The 20,505-nt window shown below is 25.6% G+C and carries 20 protein-coding genes; 19 read left to right on the top strand and 1 reads right to left on the bottom strand.

Annotation, left to right across the window (positions count from 1 at the left end):
* Positions 1-10: 10 nt before the first annotated feature.
* The 14 genes from ptsS (at position 11) to SCULI_RS04225 (ending at position 15,379) form a co-directional block, all read left to right on the top strand.
* A complete protein-coding gene (gene ptsS, locus SCULI_RS04290; RefSeq protein WP_025363408.1) occupies positions 11-1,165 on the top strand; it encodes a phosphate ABC transporter substrate-binding protein in 1,155 nt (384 codons plus the stop codon).
* A 1-nt stretch (position 1,166) separates the two neighbouring features.
* Positions 1,167-3,281 (top strand): phosphate ABC transporter permease PstA, encoded by a 2,115-nt coding sequence (gene pstA, locus SCULI_RS04285; protein ID WP_025363407.1) that lies wholly within the window; start codon positions 1,167-1,169, stop codon positions 3,279-3,281.
* Positions 3,256-4,125 carry a phosphate ABC transporter ATP-binding protein PstB gene (pstB, locus tag SCULI_RS04280; protein WP_084656586.1) on the top strand — a complete coding sequence of 290 codons (870 nt, stop codon included), beginning with the start codon at positions 3,256-3,258 and terminating at the stop codon, positions 4,123-4,125. The genes pstA and pstB overlap by 26 nt, the downstream gene beginning before the upstream one ends.
* Before the next feature lie 12 nt (positions 4,126-4,137).
* Entirely contained in the window at positions 4,138-4,827 is a 690-nt protein-coding gene (phoU, locus tag SCULI_RS04275) for a phosphate signaling complex protein PhoU (RefSeq protein ID WP_025363405.1), read from the top strand.
* Between the two features lie 179 nt (positions 4,828-5,006).
* Positions 5,007-6,548: a hypothetical protein gene (locus tag SCULI_RS04270; RefSeq protein ID WP_025363404.1), complete on the top strand. Its 1,542-nt coding sequence runs from the start codon at positions 5,007-5,009 to the stop codon at positions 6,546-6,548.
* Between the two features lie 15 nt (positions 6,549-6,563).
* On the top strand, positions 6,564-7,307 hold the full coding sequence (locus SCULI_RS04265; RefSeq protein ID WP_025363403.1) for an ABC transporter ATP-binding protein: 744 nt from the start codon (positions 6,564-6,566) through the stop codon (positions 7,305-7,307).
* Positions 7,308-7,310: 3 nt separating this feature from the next.
* A complete protein-coding gene (locus tag SCULI_RS04260; protein ID WP_148294468.1) occupies positions 7,311-9,068 on the top strand; it encodes an ABC transporter permease in 1,758 nt (585 codons plus the stop codon).
* A gap of 276 nt (positions 9,069-9,344) precedes the next feature.
* Positions 9,345-10,079 carry a MurR/RpiR family transcriptional regulator gene (locus SCULI_RS04255; protein WP_025363401.1) on the top strand — a complete coding sequence of 245 codons (735 nt, stop codon included), beginning with the start codon at positions 9,345-9,347 and terminating at the stop codon, positions 10,077-10,079.
* 90 nt (positions 10,080-10,169) lie between these two features.
* Positions 10,170-12,299, top strand: coding sequence for a PTS transporter subunit EIIC (locus SCULI_RS04250; RefSeq protein ID WP_025363400.1), 2,130 nt, complete (start codon positions 10,170-10,172; stop codon positions 12,297-12,299).
* The gene (locus SCULI_RS04245; protein ID WP_025363399.1) at positions 12,292-13,743 is read left to right on the top strand and encodes a glycoside hydrolase family 1 protein; all 1,452 of its coding nucleotides are present in this window, start codon (positions 12,292-12,294) and stop codon (positions 13,741-13,743) included. The genes SCULI_RS04250 and SCULI_RS04245 overlap by 8 nt, the downstream gene beginning before the upstream one ends.
* 173 nt (positions 13,744-13,916) lie before the next feature.
* Positions 13,917-14,300, top strand: coding sequence for a hypothetical protein (locus SCULI_RS04240; protein ID WP_025363398.1), 384 nt, complete (start codon positions 13,917-13,919; stop codon positions 14,298-14,300).
* A gap of 19 nt (positions 14,301-14,319) precedes the next feature.
* On the top strand, positions 14,320-14,691 hold the full coding sequence (locus SCULI_RS04235) for a hypothetical protein (RefSeq protein ID WP_025363397.1): 372 nt from the start codon (positions 14,320-14,322) through the stop codon (positions 14,689-14,691).
* A gap of 78 nt (positions 14,692-14,769) precedes the next feature.
* Positions 14,770-15,108, top strand: coding sequence for a hypothetical protein (locus tag SCULI_RS04230; RefSeq protein WP_025363396.1), 339 nt, complete (start codon positions 14,770-14,772; stop codon positions 15,106-15,108).
* A 31-nt stretch (positions 15,109-15,139) separates the two neighbouring features.
* Positions 15,140-15,379 carry a hypothetical protein gene (locus SCULI_RS04225; RefSeq protein WP_025363395.1) on the top strand — a complete coding sequence of 80 codons (240 nt, stop codon included), beginning with the start codon at positions 15,140-15,142 and terminating at the stop codon, positions 15,377-15,379.
* 31 nt (positions 15,380-15,410) lie between these two features.
* On the opposite strand, the gene SCULI_RS04220 is transcribed toward SCULI_RS04225, so the two are convergent.
* Positions 15,411-16,019 carry a hypothetical protein gene (locus SCULI_RS04220; protein ID WP_025363394.1) on the bottom strand — a complete coding sequence of 203 codons (609 nt, stop codon included), beginning with the start codon at positions 16,017-16,019 and terminating at the stop codon, positions 15,411-15,413.
* Between the two features lie 74 nt (positions 16,020-16,093).
* On the opposite strand from SCULI_RS04220, the gene ftsY reads away from it, so the two are divergent.
* The 5 genes from ftsY to SCULI_RS04195 all read left to right on the top strand — a co-directional run bounded on the left by ftsY (position 16,094) and on the right by SCULI_RS04195 (position 20,387).
* Complete coding sequence (gene ftsY / locus SCULI_RS04215) at positions 16,094-17,074, top strand: signal recognition particle-docking protein FtsY (protein WP_025363393.1); 981 nt, start codon at positions 16,094-16,096, stop codon at positions 17,072-17,074.
* Positions 17,067-17,384, top strand: a complete 318-nt coding sequence (gene ylxM, locus SCULI_RS04210; protein WP_053230337.1) for a YlxM family DNA-binding protein — start codon at positions 17,067-17,069, stop codon at positions 17,382-17,384. Before ftsY ends, ylxM begins: the two co-directional genes overlap by 8 nt.
* Positions 17,384-18,145, top strand: a complete 762-nt coding sequence (locus SCULI_RS04205) for a TIGR00282 family metallophosphoesterase (RefSeq protein WP_025363391.1) — start codon at positions 17,384-17,386, stop codon at positions 18,143-18,145. The genes ylxM and SCULI_RS04205 overlap by 1 nt, the downstream gene beginning before the upstream one ends.
* Before the next feature lie 242 nt (positions 18,146-18,387).
* Positions 18,388-19,140, top strand: a complete 753-nt coding sequence (locus tag SCULI_RS04200; protein ID WP_025363390.1) for a hypothetical protein — start codon at positions 18,388-18,390, stop codon at positions 19,138-19,140.
* Between the two features lie 194 nt (positions 19,141-19,334).
* Positions 19,335-20,387, top strand: a complete 1,053-nt coding sequence (locus tag SCULI_RS04195) for a glycosyl hydrolase family 18 protein (protein WP_038648123.1) — start codon at positions 19,335-19,337, stop codon at positions 20,385-20,387.
* Positions 20,388-20,505 lie beyond the last annotated feature (118 nt).

Raw genomic sequence — 20,505 nt, 5'->3', positions numbered from 1 at the left:
GGAGACAATGATGAGCAAGAAATTAAGTATCATTTTAATTTCAATCTTTTCTGTAATGGTGGGTTTATGGATTTGATCTTTTGTTGCACCTAAAAATTATGTAATTTTAGGTGGAAGTACAAGTGTCAATCCATTTATGCAGCATTATACAAAAACTTATTACGAAGAGACTGGTCAAGACTTTATTTATAATTCAACAGGTAGTCAAGCTGGAGTCAGTGGTGTTGAAAAAGAAATGTATGGAGCTGGTTTCATTTCAAAAGATGTAACTGATGCAACATTAACTGATGGATACACATTTTTAGATGCAACAGGTATTGAAACAGAATTTTCAGAAGCACAAAATTTTAAAGAAACTATGAATAAATTAGAAATTTTAGGTTCTGAACAAGGAAAACATAATTCATATGTTGGCTTTGAATTTGCTTTAGATGCTATTGTAATTATTTATAAAGCACCAACTTGATTTACAGAACAATATGAAGATAAATTTAATTTTAAATTAGAGAATAAAACTGAAAATGCACTTAAAGAAATTTATAATGGTGGTTATACTTGAGCACAACTTGCAAGAGACATTGATGGTGGAGCAAATGTTCCTCCAAATTCAAATGAAAGAATTACAACTTTTACAAGAGAAGATGGTTCAGGAACACGAAGTGCTTTTAGTGATTTAACTGGTATTAAGACTATGGACACATCAAACGTAGTAAATTCAAATGGTGCTATGCTTGAAAATATTTCAAGTAGTGGAAATGCTATTGGATATGTTTCATATGCTTTTATAAAACAAATAACAAAAGAATCTGGAGTTAGAGTTGCTGGGATCAATGATAAAAAATTAGGTAATCCAGCTGATGCAGAGGAAAATGGTGAATGAGAATTTGCTATGAAACTAAATGGTGATCAATTTGAATTTGATATGAGTAAAACAAATGAAGAATTTATAAAAGATGAAGATGGTTATGAATTTAAAAGACCATTTGTATCAATTTACAATACTCATAGTAAACATTTTAATTCATTAGTAGACTTCTTTGCAGAAATGATAATGGCATTTGATCCAAAAAATCCATCAAATAATTTTTATCAAGCAATTCAACAAGACTTTAAAGATGAAGGACTTGTAGCAACTTTTAAATTAAAGCAAGGGCAAGGTGAGTAACATGAAAAAAACTGTTGACCCCAAACAAATTAAAAGTATGCCAAAGACTAAGCTGTCAAAAATTGATATGACTTCAAAATGAAGTATTATTACAATTACAACCGTGACATTACTTATTCTTGCAATTTTAGTTTCATTTATTTTATATAAATCAATTCCTGCTTTTCAATACTTTGGATTCTTTAAATTTATTTTTGGATCAAATTGAGCACCAGGAAAAGATAATGCTGGAAATTATGGAATATTTAAAATAATCTTATCAACGATTATGATGCTATTTATTGCATTACTATTTGCAATTCCATTAACAATCTTTAGTTCATTATTTATTACAGAATATCTTTCTGGAAAATTAAAAAAATTTGTAATTACAATTATTCAATTATTAGCAGGTATCCCTTCAGTTGTTTTTGGTTTATTTGCACTTGATCAAATTGGTCCAATCTTTGTAAAGATGGGTGCACCAACTGGGGGAAACATGATGACTGCAAGTTTCACACTTGCATTCATGGCTTTACCAACAATGATTACACTTTCAATTAATGCAATTGAAGGAGTAAGTGAAGGTTATCGTTTAGCTTCATTAGGTTTAGGAATGACAAAAGAAAAAACAACTTTTGGAGTTGTTTTAGTTAGTGCTATGCCAAAAGTTATTACAGCAATCATTACTGGAGTTGCAAGAATTATTGGAGAAACTATGGCAGTTATTTTAATTGCTGGAAACTCATCACAAGGTTTAAACACAAATGATGGTTTCTTAGGTTTTATTTTCTCTTCAATTAGAACCTTGGCTGGAACAATTGGATTAGAAATGTTAGAAAATCACGGAACTCAACATGAGTCAGCACTTTATGCAATTGGTCTAATTTTATTCTTTGTGGTTATTATTATTAACTTATTAATTATTGCAATTGGAAGTTTAAATAATAAAAAAACAAAAAGTATTAAAAATATTAAACATAAAAAAGTTAAGGGAATTAAAAATCATTATAAATTTGATTCTTATAAGTTAACTGTTTTAGTTCAGACACATACAGAAAAAAGATTTCGAAAAAAACTTGAAAGTGGAATTTTAAAAACATTAATGATAACTTCAACAGCTATCATTGTTGGTTTCACCAGTTGAATTATTTTAACAGTTTTTGTTAAAGGAATAATTGGCTTTGATCCAGGAGCATTTATTGAAATATCTGGACAACGTGCTGGAATATTTGCAACTATCTTAACAACCATGATGTTGGTTGTTGGTACTATTTTATTTGCAATTCCTTTAGCATTGTTTGTGGCAATTTATTTAGCAGAATATGCTCAAAAAGGAAGTCGTTTTGCAAAGACAATTCGTTTTGCAATTAACGTTCTTGCTTCAACTCCAAGTATTGTTTTTGGGGTATTTGGTTTAAGTTTATTTGTTGTATTGATGGGAATTCCAATGTCAATTTTTGCATCAAGTTTAACAATGACAATCGTTATCTTACCTTCATTAATTAGTTCATTTGAAGATTCAATCACTAATGTTCCAGATGCATATCGTGAAGCTGCATATGGAATGGGATTAACAAAAACTGGAGTAATTATGAAAGTTGTAATTCCAAATGCAATGCAAGGATTAATGACAGGAACTATTTTAGCTGTTGCAAGAATTATTGGTGAATCTGCTCCTGTTTATTTAACTTTGGGTACATCTGTAAGAATGCCAACAGAAGGATTCTTCTCTTCTGGTGCAACATTGACAACTCAAATTTATATGATGGCAGCTGAAGGAAGCGATCCAGCAACTTTGGGAGTTGCATATCAATTAGCTCTAGTTACAATTGTTATGGTATTGGGATTAAATTGATTTAGTAAATATGTTGCTAAAAAATTAGATCCTGGATATAAGAAAATTGGCTTTAGAGCATATTGAAAATTACAATATACAAAAATTGTAAAACACAATTATAAAGGTGACTTTATTGCAATTGGTCATTGATTTAGAGCAAGAGCAAGAAAAATTAAAAATGCATTTAACTTTAAGCGTTTAAAAATTCATATGAAAAATTCAAAAACAAGAAACTCAATTATTAAAAATATTACAAAGGAGGCAAAAGAAAATGGCAGACACAAAGACAATAGATAATTTAGAAATAAAAGAAGATGATTTAGAAATTATTAGTGAAGAAAAAGTCTTAAGCAAACCAAAAAAAGTTGCATTCTCAAAAAGAGATAATGTTATAGAAATTGAAAATGTAAATTTTTATTACAATAGTGGTGCAAAACAAGCATTGTTTGATATTAATATGAAAATTAAAGAAAATACTGTTACTGCTTTTATTGGGCCTTCGGGTTGTGGTAAGTCAACTTTACTAAGATCAATTAACAGAATGAATGATTTAGTTGATAACACTGCAATTGATGGAAAAATAATTGTTAATGGAAGAAACATTTATGAATCAGGAACTGATGTTGTTAAATTGAGAACTGAAGTAGGAATGGTATTTCAAAAAGCCAATCCATTTCCAATGTCAATTTATGACAATGTTGCTTTTGGTCCAAGAAATCAAGGAGTAACAGATAAGAATGCCTTAAATCAAATTGTAGAAGACTCATTAAGAAAAGCTGCACTTTGAGATGATGTTAAAGATTATTTAAAAGATTCAGCTCTTGGATTGAGTGGAGGACAACAACAAAGATTATGTATTGCTCGTGCAATTGCAATGCGTCCAAAAATTTTATTAATGGATGAACCAACAAGTGCGCTTGATCCAATTGCTACTTTAAAAGTTGAAGAACTTATATTAAAATTAAAAGAAGAGTATACAATAGTAATAGTGACACACTCAATGGCACAAGCAACAAGGGTAAGTGATTTTACAGCGTTCTTTTTACAGGGGCAATTAATTGAACACGATAGAACTAAAAAAATATTCACTAACCCAAAAAATCAAAAAACAGAAGATTATATTTCAGGAAGATTTGGATAGGGGAAAAAAGATATGTCATACAATAAAATTTTAGATAATGATATAAAAGCAATTAAAAAAGATTTAATTAATTTAGTTGAATCAACCAAATCTCAATATGCAAAAACTTTTGATGCATTAAAAAATAGAAATTTAGAACTTGCACAAGAAGTAGTTTTAGGTGATGTTAAAATTAACGACATGCAAAATAATTTTACAAAAATGGCATTATGAAAAATCGCCAAACAACAAATGGTTGCTGGAGATTTACGTTTAGCAGTTGGGGGAGTTTTGATTAGTAGAGAGATTGAAAGAATTGCCGATGTGGCAAAACACATTTGTAGTTTTACAGTAAAATATAATCCAGAACCTATAGAGATTGATTATATTTCAAAAATGTTTGACTTAGTTAATGTTATGTTAAACATTATTTCTGCAATCATTGAAAACTATGACAATGATCAACATAAAAAAGTTTTAAAAATGGAAACTGAATTAAATCATCAATTTACAGAATTGAGTTTAACATTAGCAGAAAAATTGAGAACTTCAAAAGATCAAGCAGAAGCTAAAAAAGTTATTACAATTGTTAGACAAATGAAAAATCTAGAAAGAGCTGGAGAACATTTGATTAACGTGGAAGAAACTTTACAGTTTATTAGAACTGGAAAATTTGAAGAACTTGAACAAACTGTTGGAAATGAATTAGAAGCTAAAAAATAAAAAATTTTAGATAATGTTTTAGAGAAAAAGCAGCACTAATGAGGATTAAACTTTTAAATTTAATCAATATAAGTGTTGCTTTTTTATTTTTTATGTTATATAAAAGGTTTGTAGGAAAACTTTTTTGTTTTTGTGGGAAAAATTTGGAAATAATTCTGCAAAATAAAAAGGAGAGAAGAATGAAAAAAATATTAGCAGTTATACTCCCGATGACATTAGCATTTTCAAGTTTTGGAGTTACTAAAAATATTAAATCTTATAATGAAAATAATGTAGTTGTGTATAACAATAGAGCACAACAAGAAAATTTATCAAGAATTAGAGTTAATGATTTTACATCTGACATTTCTATGTTTGATGGAAAAGAATTTACAGAAGAAGAATATCTTGAAGAAATTAAATGACCAATGATTGATTCAAATTTGGAAAATGAAGATCTTTTATTTGATGTTTGAGATTCAATAATAGATAATAGAGAACAATGAGAAATTAAGGGTTTAACTTTAGAAGTCCCAAATAAAGGGGGTTCAATAACACAAAGAATTTCTTTTAAAGCAATTCAAAACCCATATTTTACAGGAACATTAAGTTTCAAAGTAACATTAACAAATTTAACAAGCAGCTTAGAACATGTTTCAAATGTTATTTCAAATACAATTCTTGGTGTGCTTTTAAATACCGATGAATCTAGTATTCAAGAGGGAATTAAATTAAAAAATAATAGTAAAGATATTATTTGAAGTCAATTATGAATTTCTGATATAACAGAAACAAAAGCTTTGATTTCATCAGTTGAAGGATCACTTTATTATACTGGTTCAACAATTGTCACATTTTATATTGGAGAACATATTAAAGATGTAGTTAATAATGTTGTTATTGGTAAAATAATAAAAGCTGTTAATCAAGCCTCAATTTTGGAGCACACAAAATTAAAAAATAATAAATTAGATACAAAAGATGTATACGTTAATGAAATTGATTTGAAAGAACAAACTGCAATAATCAATGCAAACGAAAATTCAAAAAAATACACTGGATCTATTCAAGTTATGTTTATTGTTGGTATAAATCTGAGTGAAGTATTAAAAAATACAAGTTTAGGAGTTTTTAAAAATCCTACTGACACAACTATTTTAAATGCGATCATTAATATAAATAAAGATCTTTCAAAAAATGATATATTAATCGATCAAAGCAGTAAAACATATAAATTTGCAAAAATTTATGCAAAAGAAGATTCAAAATATTTTGGTTCTGTTAATGTCAATTACACAGGAACAATAGAAACAGGAATCTATCATGATAGTGGAGTTCAAAGAGTTGATGCATATAATTCAACTCAATATGATGGAGATAATAAAAATATTTACTATACACCTGGACTTGGTAAAGATGCTTTAATTAAAAGTTTTTCAAACATTAAAATTTCAACAAGAGAATGAGCATATGACAATGAAAATGGATGAATACATAAAGATTTAAGTTATTCATATAATTTATCATTATCTCAAAGTACTGGTAATAGAACAATATATTCATTTAAATATAGTGGTAGTGTTAATTGAATGAAAGGCCAATCAACATTTTCCTTCAGTTGAAGTACAAATCAATTAAATTTCAATCTTAATACTTGAGTTCAAGCTTATGCCTCAGCATGAAATGCTTATTGAGCAAGAGCTGAAGCAAGAACAATTTTGACAAATTTATCATTTATTTAGAAGGGAATATAAATCATGGTAAAAATTGAACATTTAACAAAAATTTTTAAAACAGGAAAAGGAATACATGATATTTCTTTTTCCTTTGAAAGAGGAGATATTGTTGGTTTAATTGGTGACAATGGTGCTGGTAAATCAACAATTATTAAGACAATATTTAATGAATATAGTAAAGATCTTGGAGAAATATTTGTTGATGATAAAGAAATCTCAAGAAAAGACTATAAAAATATGGCATTTTTTCCAGACCAAAGTATATATCCAAACAATATTACAATTGAAGAGTATTGTATATACTCTGGGATGTTAGCAGATATTTCACGAAAAGAGTGTAAAAAAAGGACATTACAACTTTTGAATTTTTTAAATTTATCAGCGTATAAAAATAAAAAATTTAAAGTTCTATCTGCAGGTATGCAAAAACGTGCATTATTAGCAATAACAATGATTTCAAATCCTGAAATTATTGTTCTTGATGAACCTACAGCTAATCTTGATATTAAAACAAGACTTGAGTTCATGGAATTATTAAAAGAATTAGCAGCAGATAATAAAATAATTTTAATTACAAGTCATATAATAAATGAATTACAAGGATTAATTAATAAGCTAATTATCATAAATGAAGGTACTTTAATATATGATAGATATTTAAATGCAGAAGATGATATTACTACTATTTATAAAAATGCGACTCAAAAACAAATAGATAACTTTGAAATTAAAAAAGAATCTCTTAGTTCAATTCTTGGTAATTAAAAATTGCTAACAATTTTTAAGTTTAATTGTCGCAGAATTCTAAAAACAAAATTTATTTATATTTCAATGACTATTTCAATAATATTAACGATTATTTTTGCTTCAATTCAAATGAGTAGTAGCATGGTAAATTTTAAATTAACATCTCAGATTCTATTTTGACTTTTAGTTGTTGTTTGAATTATATTTTTAAGTTTTTACAACATTGCTTTTATTTCAAATATAATGATTTCTGATATTGAAAATGGAATTCAAAGTCTTGAGATTAGAAAAGGTGTTAACTTTAAATGATTACTACCACTAAAGCTAATAGCACTAAAATTAATTTCCACAATTTGTGTTTCAATAATGCTTATAAGTTTAGTTATTTTGACTTCAATTTTTAAACCTATAAATCAGAGCTTGTGATTTAATTCTTTAATTCCAGGGATGTGCTCTTTATTTATTTATGATTTATTAATTACAGGTTTTATAATTTTGATTGGTTCTTTTAACAAACCAAAATTGTTAATTGGACTTAGTTCATTTTTTGCCACTTTATTTATTTTTTCACCTGTAACAGGAGCTGTTACTTTTATATTAACAAATGATACCTATGGTACTTCAAGTGAAAGAATTGCTCATTTAAAAGATTTGGATACAATTGTAAAAGACGAAAAAAATTCTTCAGGTCTAATGATGTATCTTTTGCAAAATATTCAAGAATTAAATGATTTAAATAAAATTGTAGATATTACAGAAAAAGCTGCAAATGAATCATCTAGACCACAAGGTTCATTATCGTTTGAAGAAATTGAAAATGTGATCAAATTGGGCACTAGCAAGAATACTTCTTTTATGCAGTTTTTCTTAAATGTTGGTCTTGGTTTAGATTTTGATATATATTTAAATAACTCAGTTACTTTTAACTGAAATACAAAATTCACAATTAGTGATGAAGCAAAAGACTTAAAAAGTATTTGATTTTTTAAGTCAACTATTAAAGATAATTCAATTGGAATAAGGCAAGACAATTATTTTATTTCAGAAAATAATAAAAATATAATTGGAAAAAATCAACTTATCGATTATATGAAATGATTGGAAAGTGACACAACAATTGAAAAAATAAATAAAGATTTGAAAATTATCACTAATACAAATGAACTTAAAAGTATTAATAAACTAATTAAAAATTATTATCTATATTATTTTTCTCAAAAAGATTACTATAATAGTCAGTTTGAAAATTTATATATGCTATTTGGTAAAAATACATTTGACACTAAAGCTGATAGAACAGTAGAAGAAACAATTTATGAAAGTTTAAAAGTAAATAATGGCCAAAGACTTTGAATAACAATTTTATTTAGTATTATTAATGATTTTTATCAAGCACCAATAGGCTCAGGAGATGAAATATATGAGCAAATTCAAAATAATGATTTAAAATATATGAAGCATTATCTAATTAATCCATTTACCTCATTTCTTTATATGTCGTTATTTTCTGGAGTAAATAGTTCATTTTCTCAAGATTTATATATGAATGAGTTTTTTATAACTGAAGCTCCTGATATTAGATCTGCTAAAATTTTAGAAAATCCTTTAGCATCTCAAAATACAGAACAGTATACTAGTTTTGAACAGCGACCAATAATTGGAGTTGAATTATCAAAACGAGTTATTAATACAGCTTACATATATTTAATTTATACTTTGATTTCAGTTATACTATTAACTGGAGGGTACTTTATCTATATTAAAAAAATTAAAGAATAATAAGTTTAAATAGGTTTGTTACAAATTTTGTAACAAACCTATTTTTTATTTAAGAGTTCTTTAAGATTTTGAGAATATTTAAAATTCTTATTTGGTATAATGTGATATGTAAATTTGGTTTAAATTACCAATTTACATTATTTTTTTAATTTAAAATTAGATAATAGTAATTTCTGAGATTATGTATAATAAAACGTTATCAAATATAAAATTGCCAATTATCAAAAATTTTAAATTAAATTTAAATATAAATGTATTTTAATGAAAGGAAAAATTATGTTAATATCTTTTTTAAAAGATTTTTATGAAACTACTAGCTTATCGACATATAAAGTAATGGCTGCAAATTTAATAACAAATTTTCAAGATAATATTTTTTTAAAATTAAAAGAATTTGCTCAATTATCTTTTGTAAGTCAATCAACAGTGACTTATTTTTGTAAATCATTAAAGTTTTCTGGATATAGAGAATTAATATTTAAATTAAAAAATGAAAGAGAACATTTTCATAAGAATGTTAATCAAGTAATTAAAATTGATGATTTTACATTTAATATCTATCGTTGATTACAAAATAATATAAATTTTATAATAAATATTTGCCAAGAAATATTAAAGTATAAAAAAATTAGAATTTATTCAAGTTATCAATCTTATATGGCTTGTTTATATTTTCAAGAAATTTTAAGATCAAAAAATATTCTTGTTGAAATTGTTAATTGTAGTTATATTGATAATTTTGAATATATTAATAAAAAAGAATTTAAAATAAATTTATTTATAATTTGTGGTCGAGATTGTAAAAGTTTAAAAAAATATTTTTTGAAACTATTTGAATATCAATATCAAAGAGGGCAATTTTTAATCACGACCTTAAATCAAGTAAAAGAAATTGATAGTGACTTGTTTAATAATAAGCTTATTTTAGACTATGAAAAAGATGACTCATTATTTTCTATTAGACATTTTGCATTTACCTATTTATTTTTATCAATATTTTTAAATTTTTAAAAGTACTTTTAAAAATTCCATTCCACTTCTATGTTTATTATGATTCATATTAAATCCAAATAATATAATTTTTTGGAAAGGAGATAAAAAATGGAAGAAAGAAAAAATATTCATGAAATAAAAGGATATAAATCTAAATTTTTAATTACAAGTGAAAAATTAATTGAACTAGTTGGAAAACAAGAAAATTTTAGTAAGGTATATAACTGTGTTACAAGAATTAGATTTTTAATTATAAATCCTGATTTAGTAAAAATAGATGAGATTAAAAAAATAGAACTTGTCAAAGGAATAAATTGAAATGGTAATGAATTACAAATAATTATTGGAAATGAAGTTGCTAAAGTAAAAGAACAGATCGATAAAGTATTAGATGGAAGTGCTTATTTTAATTTAAAAAATAATTTAGCTCCATCAATTGATCAATCATTTGGTAAAAAAATTTTACAAACAATTTCTGGAATTATGACTCCACTTTTACCAATACTGATGGCAGTTGGATTGATTGCAGCATTACAATCTATTTTAGTTGAAACTAAAGTAATTGAAAATGTAGCAACTCTTCCTGGAGATTATGGAATTTTTGAAGGATTAATTTTTATTTTTTCAAAAGTCTCTATAAATCTTTTAGGGGTAATGTTTTGTTATTCTACAGCTAAATATTTTAAGGGCAATACCATTATTGCAATTGGTGTTGGTTTAACACTTACATCTAGAATGCTATATGGTGCAACTATTGTGCCAATTGAAGATGCACAATTTGGAGATTGAGTTCAAGGAAAAGGATCAGAAGGATGACTACTTTTTAAATTGGGAGATTTTCCGATTTTGATTCGTTCTTATGAAGGAAGTATCTTGCCATTTATTTTGGCGGGAATATTAGTTGCCTTATTGGATAAATGAGTAAAACAATGGATACCTTCATTGATAGATTTGTTATTTAGACCATTAATTGTATATACACTAGCATTAATTCCAATCCTTTTCTTATTTGGACCAATAATTGGTTTTATTGAATTGGGATTTGCAAATATAGTGCTATTTGTTGAAAAATGACCATTAGGAATTGGCCCAATGTTGTTTGCCTTTTTATATCAAATCTTGGTATTAACAGGTGTTCACGTTGCTGTTGGTTTAACAATAAGTATTCCAACAATCTTTGCAGATCCCCAAGTTCCAACTGCCATGATGACAGCTTTTAGAATTAGTGTCTTTGGACAACTTGGAGCAATTATTGCAATTATAATAATTACCAAAAATTATCAGTTAAAAACATATTCAATTGGAACAATTGCTACAGGGATATTTGGAATTTCAGAACCAATGATCTATGGAGCAACACTTCCAAGAGTAAAACCATTTTTAGCTGGTTGTGCTGGTGCTGGAGTTGCTGGATTGTTTATTGGACTTTTAAAAATTGAACAAATTAGACCTGCTGGTTTAGGAGTATTTAATACAACTGGAATGGATGGAACAACTAATCAAATTCTTTTCTTAGTTGCAGCTATTATTGCAATTGGTAGTGGATTGATATTTACACTTTTGATTTATCAAGAAAAGAAAAATGAAATTAAGTATACTAAAAAAATATTTAACAGTATTACAAACTTATATGCACAAATTATTAGTGCTTCTACAAGTGAAGATAAAAAAACAATTAAAGAAAAAGTAAAAACAATTAATAATGAATATATTCAAATTTTAGTAGACAATAAAAAAACTATTGAAGATTATTTTAACTATATAAAATATGAAACAAAATTAACTACACAGTTGGATAAAATTATTCAAAAAGAAGAACGAATTAGAAATTCACTTTATAAAAAAGCTATTAAAGCTGAAAAATTAGCAAATAAAAAAGAGGAAGTTAAAATTAATCAAGCGATAGATAAATATAATCAATTTAATTTGGATAATCAAAAAGATATTTTAATAAAACAAATTAATGATTATAAAAAACAAAATACTGAAATAGTAAATAATTTTAATGCCTTAGATTTAAAATTAACAAAAATTAAAGATAATATTTTTGAAAAATATGTAAATCTCTATGACATCAAAGGTATTGAAGAATTTAAAAATGAACTTTTTAATGCTTTATGACAAACAGAAATAACATTTGGAAATATTGATGAAAAAAATAATATGTTTAATGCAAAATTTAAAAAAGGATATAAAAAAATTATTAACGATTATAGAAGAGGGCAAATAAATGAATAATAAAAATAATAAATTCTTGTTAGGTGGAGCAATTTGTGCTGCTCAAGCAGAAGGCAATTTTGATATTGATGGAAAAACATTAACAGTTGCAGATTTACGTTTTTTTGATAAAAACAATAAACCAAAAGATATAACTGCAAAAGATCGCAGAATGACAACTGAAAAATTAAAATTTGCAATTGAACATGAAAAAGAATTATATTTTCCTAAGCGTGAAGGAATTGATTTCTATAATACATATAAAGAGGATATAAAATTTTTTAAAGAAGCAAATATGAATTGTTTTAGGTTTTCAATTGCATGATCAAGAATAATGCCAAATTGTGATGGTGTTATAAATCAAAAAGCAGTTGAATATTATGAAAATATTTTTAAAACTTTAAAAGAAAATAATATCACTCCAATAGTAACCATAATTCATAACGACATTCCATATGTAATGATTGAAAAGTATGGGGGATGACATAATAAACAATTTATTGATGGTTATTTACAATATGCTAAATTTGTAGTGGAACGTTTTAAGAAATATGTAAAATATTGAATTCCATTTAATGAAATTAATGCTACACTTTTTACTTCATGACATGGAGCTGGAATCGTTGATGATGCTTTTGAAAATCTTGAAAGTGTTTGTTATAATGCATTACATAATCAATTTGTTGCATTGGCTAAATTAATAGAATTTGGAAAAACAATTGCTAATGACTTTCAATTTTTAGGAATGACAGCGTCATTCCTAACTTATCCAATTGATTGTAATCCAAAAAACGTATTATTTAATCAACAACAAATGCAAATAAAAAATTATTTTTACTATGAAGTTATGGCAAAAGGGAAATACCCAACTTATATAAAAAATTATTTTAAAGCAAAAAAAATAACTTTAAATATTTTAGATGGTGAATTAGAATTAATTAAAAATAATCCAATTGATGGGATTGCTTTAAGTTATTACTCTTCTGGAACAACATCAACTGAAAATATTAAAGAGTTAGATTCAAATTTAATAACTACTGGGGCAAATCCTTTTTTACAAGCATCAGAATGAGGATGACAAATTGATCCAATTGGACTTAAAATATTAGTTCATGAAATGCATGAAAGATTTAATTTGCCAATAATGATTGCTGAAAATGGACTTGGATCAGATGACTTTTTAACAAAAGATAATCAAATTCATGATGATTATCGAATTTCCTATATTAAGCAACATCTAGATTTACTAAAAGAATCAATTGCTGAAGGTGTTAATATATTTAGTTATACATTATGAACACCAATTGATGTTATATCAAGTGGAACAAATGAAATGACAAAACGATATGGTTTAATTTATGTTGATTTAGATAATGAAGGAAATGGTTCAAAAAAACGAATTTTTAAAGATAGTTATTTTTGATTTAAAGAATATGCACAATCTTTTTTAAATGAAGTAAATTAAAAAAACAAAAAATGATGTCAAAATATATTGATATCATTTTTATATATGAATAAATAAGGGGAAATGATTAGTTAGTTAATCATTTCCCCTTTAAATTTGTTATTTCTAGCAGAGATATTTTTTTATTTTTTTCTAGGTATAATAAAAAAATAGAAAGTGGTATGAGAAATAAAATGTTTATTGACTGAATTAAAAATGATGGTTGAATATATATAACAGTTACATTTGGAATAGTAATTTTTATTTGTGTTTTAACATTTTTACAGTTTATATGAGTTTCTAAATGAAGACAGTTAGCAGAAGGAAAAAGGAAAAAAACTTTACAAGTGGTTTTAGTAATTACCGGAATAATATCGTTTATTGGAATATTAGTTGGTGGTTTTATTATGGATGACTATCACATGTGAGTAGGAGAATTATTTTTTCCAACTAAAATTGATCCAAGTGAAAGAGAAAAAGGTGAAAAACATTCCAAAGTAACAAAAATTTTAGTAGTAATAATTATCTTTATAGCAATTGTTACTTGCATTGGATTATTTAGTTGAACTTGAATTTAAAAAGAAAGGTGTTTTTAAAATGGATACTAATTGATTAACAAGCTGGGGTTGAATAGTAATTTTAATTACAGTTCTAGTAATTTCTACAATATTAGGTATTTTACAATATATATTTGTTGCAAAATGAAGAGCAATGAGAGAGACTCCTAAAAAAGGATTTATAAAAATTCTTTTAATAATTACAGGTATTATATCAATACTTGCATGTTTTATTGGAGCATTTTTAGTTAAAGAAGGTAGTTTTAATGAACGTTGGGAAAGATTTTTTCCAGTAAATTATCGTTATCGCAGTCGTACATTATCTAATGCAGAAAGAATAATCGCATTAATATTAATTATTCTTGCAGTTGTAATGATTAGTGCTTACATCATATATCTAATAGTAAAATAGTTTTAAGATAAAGAATTTTATAATTTTAAAACATAAATAAAAGGTTAAAATTTATTTAATTGATGGAGTTAAAAAGAAATGAATGATTTTACAATAATATTGTTAAATTTTGTGAGCAAGAAAACTAACTATGCATTAGAATTCTGATTAGGGTTTGGCTTAATAGTATCACTTGTACTTTTTGGGTGCTATTTTTGAACGTTAGATAAGTGAAAAAAATTAGAAGAAGGTAAGAAGAAAAAAATATTAAAATGAGTACTTATAATTACTGGAATTTTAATGGTAGTTCCTATTATTTTAATGGTTTTAATGAAGCTATTTAGTTCATCACCAAGAATGCTAAATGTTTCAAAAAAAAGTAAAAATAGTACAAATCAAAACTCTGATGAGAATAAAAAATTAGAAAATGAAGAATAAAAAAAGTTTTATAGTAGTGGAGAGTATAAAAATGAAAGAAAATATTCTATTTAAAATAAGTTCATTAGTTTTTGCAAAGGTTAATGATTTAGATTTTTACATTTGAGGTTCTATAGGGCTTTTAATATTTCTTTGGTTGTTATTTATGATAATTAACTATTGAAAAAGTAAAAAAGAACAAAAAGATATGAAAAAAATGTGATTAAAAAATGGTGCTTATTCATTAATTTTTATTGTCATTATAATAACAATAGTATTAATTGTTTTTTAACTAAAATAAAGCAGCAATTTTAATTGCTGCTTTATTTTGTATCTTTAATTTTGACATAAATTTGATTTGAACCCAAGAAATTAGAAACTAATGTATCTGATTCATCTGAAATATATTCAAAATCTAAATAATCATAAAAATCATGCTCACCATTAAAGTAAATGTATTCACTACACAATTGGTTAAAAGTGTCTTTAAAAGTAAAATCTAGATCTTTTAAATTAAAGTCATGTTTATCTAATTCTTTTTGTAATGTTGAAAAATTGTCATAATTATATAAGAATAAATCAAATTCTTTATTGATCTGTTCATGTAAAAAACTAATACCTTCTTTATCTTTAAAATTTAAAGTTAGTTTATAATCTTCATATTTTAAAATATCAATATCTAAGTGATCTAAAACACTTGGATCTCAATCATAATCTTCTAAATTTACTTTTAAAATATTTTCAATATTCTTATAAATAAATCCAGAAACATTATTTTTAAATGATAAATCAAATTTAAAATATAAATCAATGTTATTTTCTTGTAAAAACTTTTTAAATTTATTATCATCAACTCTTGTATAACTTTGAATTATGCTTGAAGGCACAACGTTTAAACTTAAAGCAAACATGATTTTTAGCATTTTTTTCATTTATTTTCACCCGACATTCTGATTATCAATCATTTTTATTATACAATTATATTGTTTAGAAGTGGAGAAAAATTATGGGTTTTTGAAGTAATTTAAAAGAACGAAGAAATATTAAAAAACAAGAAAAAATACATAAAAAAGAACACAAATCAACTCTTACTTTTTCTAGTGATATTAAAAAATTAAGTAAAAAATACAAAGAACCAGATAGTGATTTTTTTGAGGAATTAGAAAATGTTTTAATTAAAACAGATATGGGCATGAAAATGGTTTTAGAAGTATCAAATAAGGTACAAAAAAAAGTAAAACCAAAAGCTAGTTTTAATGATATTAAAGAAATTTTAGTAGAAGCTTTATATGATATTTATTTAGATTCAGGAAAATATAAAACTGGTTTAAACTGAAAAGATAATCGTTTAAACATCTTTATGATGGTTGGAGTAAATGGAGTAGGAAAAACTACAAGTATTGCTAAAATTGCTAACTATTATTCAAAAATGGGTAAAAAAGTTTTAATTGCAGCTGCAGATACTTTTAGGGCTGGAGCAGTTGAACAATTAGAAGAATGATGTACTAAAAGATTAACAGGAGTTGATCTTGTAAAGGGAAATTCAAAAGACCCAGCAAGTGTTGTTTTTGATGGTGTTAAAAAAGGAATTGAAGGCAATTATGACTTACTATTAGTTGATACTGCTGGAAGATTACAAAATAAAGAACATTTAATGAAAGAATTAGAAAAAATGACAAAAATTGTCAAAAAAACTGTTGATGATGGACCTCATGAAAGACTTCTTGTTATTGATGCTCAAACTGGTCAAAATGGAGTTAACCAAGCAAAAGCTTTTTCAGAAGCAACTCAAGTTACAGGAATTGTTTTAACTAAAATGGATGGTACAAGTAAAGGTGGAATTGCAATTGCAATTAAAGATATTTTAAATATTCCCGTTAAACTTGTAGGATTTGGTGAAAAAGTTGATGATTTAAAAGAATTTGATATTGATGACTACTTATGAGAATTGACAAGTGACTTTATGGAAGAGGATGACGATGAATAATATTGAAAAAACAATCGAAATCACTGAGCTTTATGATTACTATAAAGAGTTATTAACAGAAAAACAAAAACATTACTTTGAATTATATTTTTTTGAAGATTTAACTTTTCAAGAAATTGGAGAAGAAGCTGGAGTTTCAAGAGCAGCAATTCACGATAGCATTTCAAAAACAGTAAATACTTTGGAAGACATTGAAACAAAACTTAAATTAAAAGTAAAAGCAGATTTTATTAAAGATAAAATTGGAGAATATAAACAAGCAAAAATTGATGTAAATACATTGATTTCTTCTATAGAGGGAGAATTTTAATGAATATTTTAGTAATTGGAGACATTTATTCAAAACCAGGAAGAGATGTTTTAGAAAAAGAATTAAAAAATATTGTTGTGGAACACAATATTGATTTTATAATTGCCAATGGAGAAAACATTTCACATGGAAAAGGAATTAATAAGAATCATTATGATTTTTTAAAAGCACTAAATGTTGATGTTATTACAACAGGAAATCATGTTTTCAAGGTTAAAGAAACAATTGAATTTATTGGTCAAACTAGTGATTTATTAAGACCAATGAATCTAAATTCTTATCTTCCAGGAAAAGGAACAATTTTAGTTGAAAAAAATAATGTAAAAATTCGAGTTACTAATTTAATGGGTAAAACTTTTATGGAACATGTTAATAATCCCTATGAAGTAATGGATCAATTACTTGAAAAAGATAATAGTGATATTCATATTGTAGATTTTCATGCAGAAGCAAGTGCAGAAAAAATGGCTTTTGCCTATAATTATGATGGACAAATCTCTGCACTTGTAGGAACCCATACACATGTACCAACTGCAGATGAAACTATTTTATCTAAAGGGACAGCTTATATTACAGATATTGGAATGAGTGGTGCACAAAATTCAATAATTGGTGCCAATCCTGATGAAGTTATTCATAAAGAAAAAACAGGTTTACCAACTAAATTTAAACCAAGTGAAAATTCTGGAATTTTAAGAGCTGTTAAAATTGAATTTAAAAATAATAAAGCAATTAAAATTGAAAGAATTGAAAAAAATTAATATTTTCTAAAGATAAAAAATAAATTCTACATTCAATACAAAAGGAATGTAGATTTTTTTATATCCACTAAAATATTATTCCCTATTAGTGGCATTTCATTAATAATTACACTTTTTGTTGATAGTTTTTTTTAATATGAACAGTTATACTAAAAGTTATATAAAAAGAATTAATGAAAATGAATATCACATCAAGTAAAAAGGATGGTAGGGTGGGAAAGTTGAAGAAAGGAAATTTTTATATGTTTAAATTATTGAGTTTAATTGGAGCACTCTCAATGGGGAGTTCAGCTATTAGTCCAACATTAGTTTCAAATGAAAATAATGTTGAAGTTATTAATGAAAACAATTATATTGATGGTTATAAGAGCCAAGCAATGAGTTTTACAGATGGATCAATTCAACAGTTAGCTTATTCTTTACAATTTACTAGTATATTTGAAAAAGTAGTATATATCCAAAGATCTTATCCAATGGTAAGTCAAGCTTATGATTATTTAAATTATGTAGAACATACACAAGAAATAGTTCAAGCTAAAAAATTATTATTGGATGGAGCAGATCTTATTGATCTAGCTGCAAGACAAGGAAATCCAGATACAATGAATTATTATGTTGGAGATGCTATTCAAGCATTATCAACAGCATTAAAATACATTGCATATAATACAAATGATGGTTATAAGAATCAAGCGATGAATTTTACAGATGGATCAATTCATCAGTTAGCTTATTCTGTACAATTTACTAGTATATTTGAAAAAGTAGTATATATCCAAAGATCTTATCCAATGGTAAGTCAAGCTTATGATTATTTAAATTATGTAGAACATACACAAGAAATAGTTCAAGCTAAAAAATTATTATTGGATGGAGCAGATCTTATTGATCTAGCTGCAAGACAAGGAAATCCAGATACAATGAATTATTATGTTGGAGATGCTATTCAAGCATTATCAACAGCATTAAAATACATTGGATTATCAATGATATAGATATAGTTAAAAAAACTGCTAAAAGCAGTTTTTTATTATTTTTAAATGTTACATGAAATAACACTTTCAAGTGATAGTAGTTTAAAAATCAATAAGTTAAGATAAAATTAATATTAAATGAATTGAATGGATGAAAAAAATAACTCTATTTTAAGGATGGCAGGGTGGGTTTGAGAAAGAAAGGTAAATAAATTATGAAAGTATTATTATCACTTATAGCTTCAACAGGGTTAGCTGGAGCAAATACTTCAACCTTATTTGTTCAAACAAATAATCAAACTGAACAAGAAAATATTTTAATTGGTTATTGACATAATTTTGAAGATGCAGTTGGTTATAAAGGAGGACTTGCAAAATATATTGATTTAACAGAAACACCAAATGAATATAATGTTATTCATGTATCATTCTTCAAATCATATGAAGATGGTCAACTTCCAACATTTATTCCATTAGTAGCAACTCATCCAGAAATGGATCAAGATCAAAAAGATGAGTTCTTTGCAAATGAAGTTGAACAATTACACCAAGAGGGTAAAAAAGTAATTTTATCTCTTGGAGGAGCTGATGCTCATATTAATTTATATGAACATCAAAAAGAAGAATTTGTAGCAGAAATCTTAAGATTGGTTGATAAATTTGGTTTTGATGGAGTTGATATTGATTTAGAACAAACTGCAATTAATGCAGCTGATAATCAAAAAGTTATTCCTCAAGCTTTAATAGAAGTCAAAGAAACTTTAGCAAAACAAGATAGAGAATTTGTTATTTCAATGGCACCAGAGTTTCCATATTTAAAAGTAAATAGAATTGGTGCCAGTTATATTCCTTATCTTGAACAATTAGAAGGATATTATGATTACATAAGTCCCCAATTCTATAATCAAGCAGGAGATGGAATCAATCTTCAAGATGAAGATCGTCAAGAACTTGGTTTAGATATTTATTGATTACCTCAAAATGTTGAAGAATTAAAATCAGAATTTTTATATCTAATTGCAAAATATATTATTGAAGGAAAAGATGATTTTTATCAAATTGATGCAGACAAATTATTATGAGGTCTACCATCAAATATTGATGCAGCTGCCAATGGTCAAATTAAAGAAAATGATATTAAAGAGGCAACTGATTATTTAATTGCAAAAGATATTTATTTAAAAGGAATGATGACTTGATCAATCAATTGAGATAAAAATACTAATTGACAATTTATTGATTACTATATGAATGAGTTTTATAGTTAAAATTTAATAATTAAAAAATCACTATCTAATAGTGATTTTTCTTCAACCCAAGAAGCAATTTCAATTGTAAATTTAGTTAAAATATGAGATAATAACATAGTTATTTAGGGGTTTTACA

The sequence above is a fragment of the Spiroplasma culicicola AES-1 genome, from assembly GCF_000565175.1.
In the GTDB taxonomy this organism is placed as follows: Bacteria; Bacillota_I; Bacilli_A; order Mycoplasmatales; family Mycoplasmataceae; genus Spiroplasma_A; species Spiroplasma_A culicicola.
Note: the sequence above shows the minus strand (reverse complement) of the source record. Positions and strands in the feature narration are given on the sequence as shown.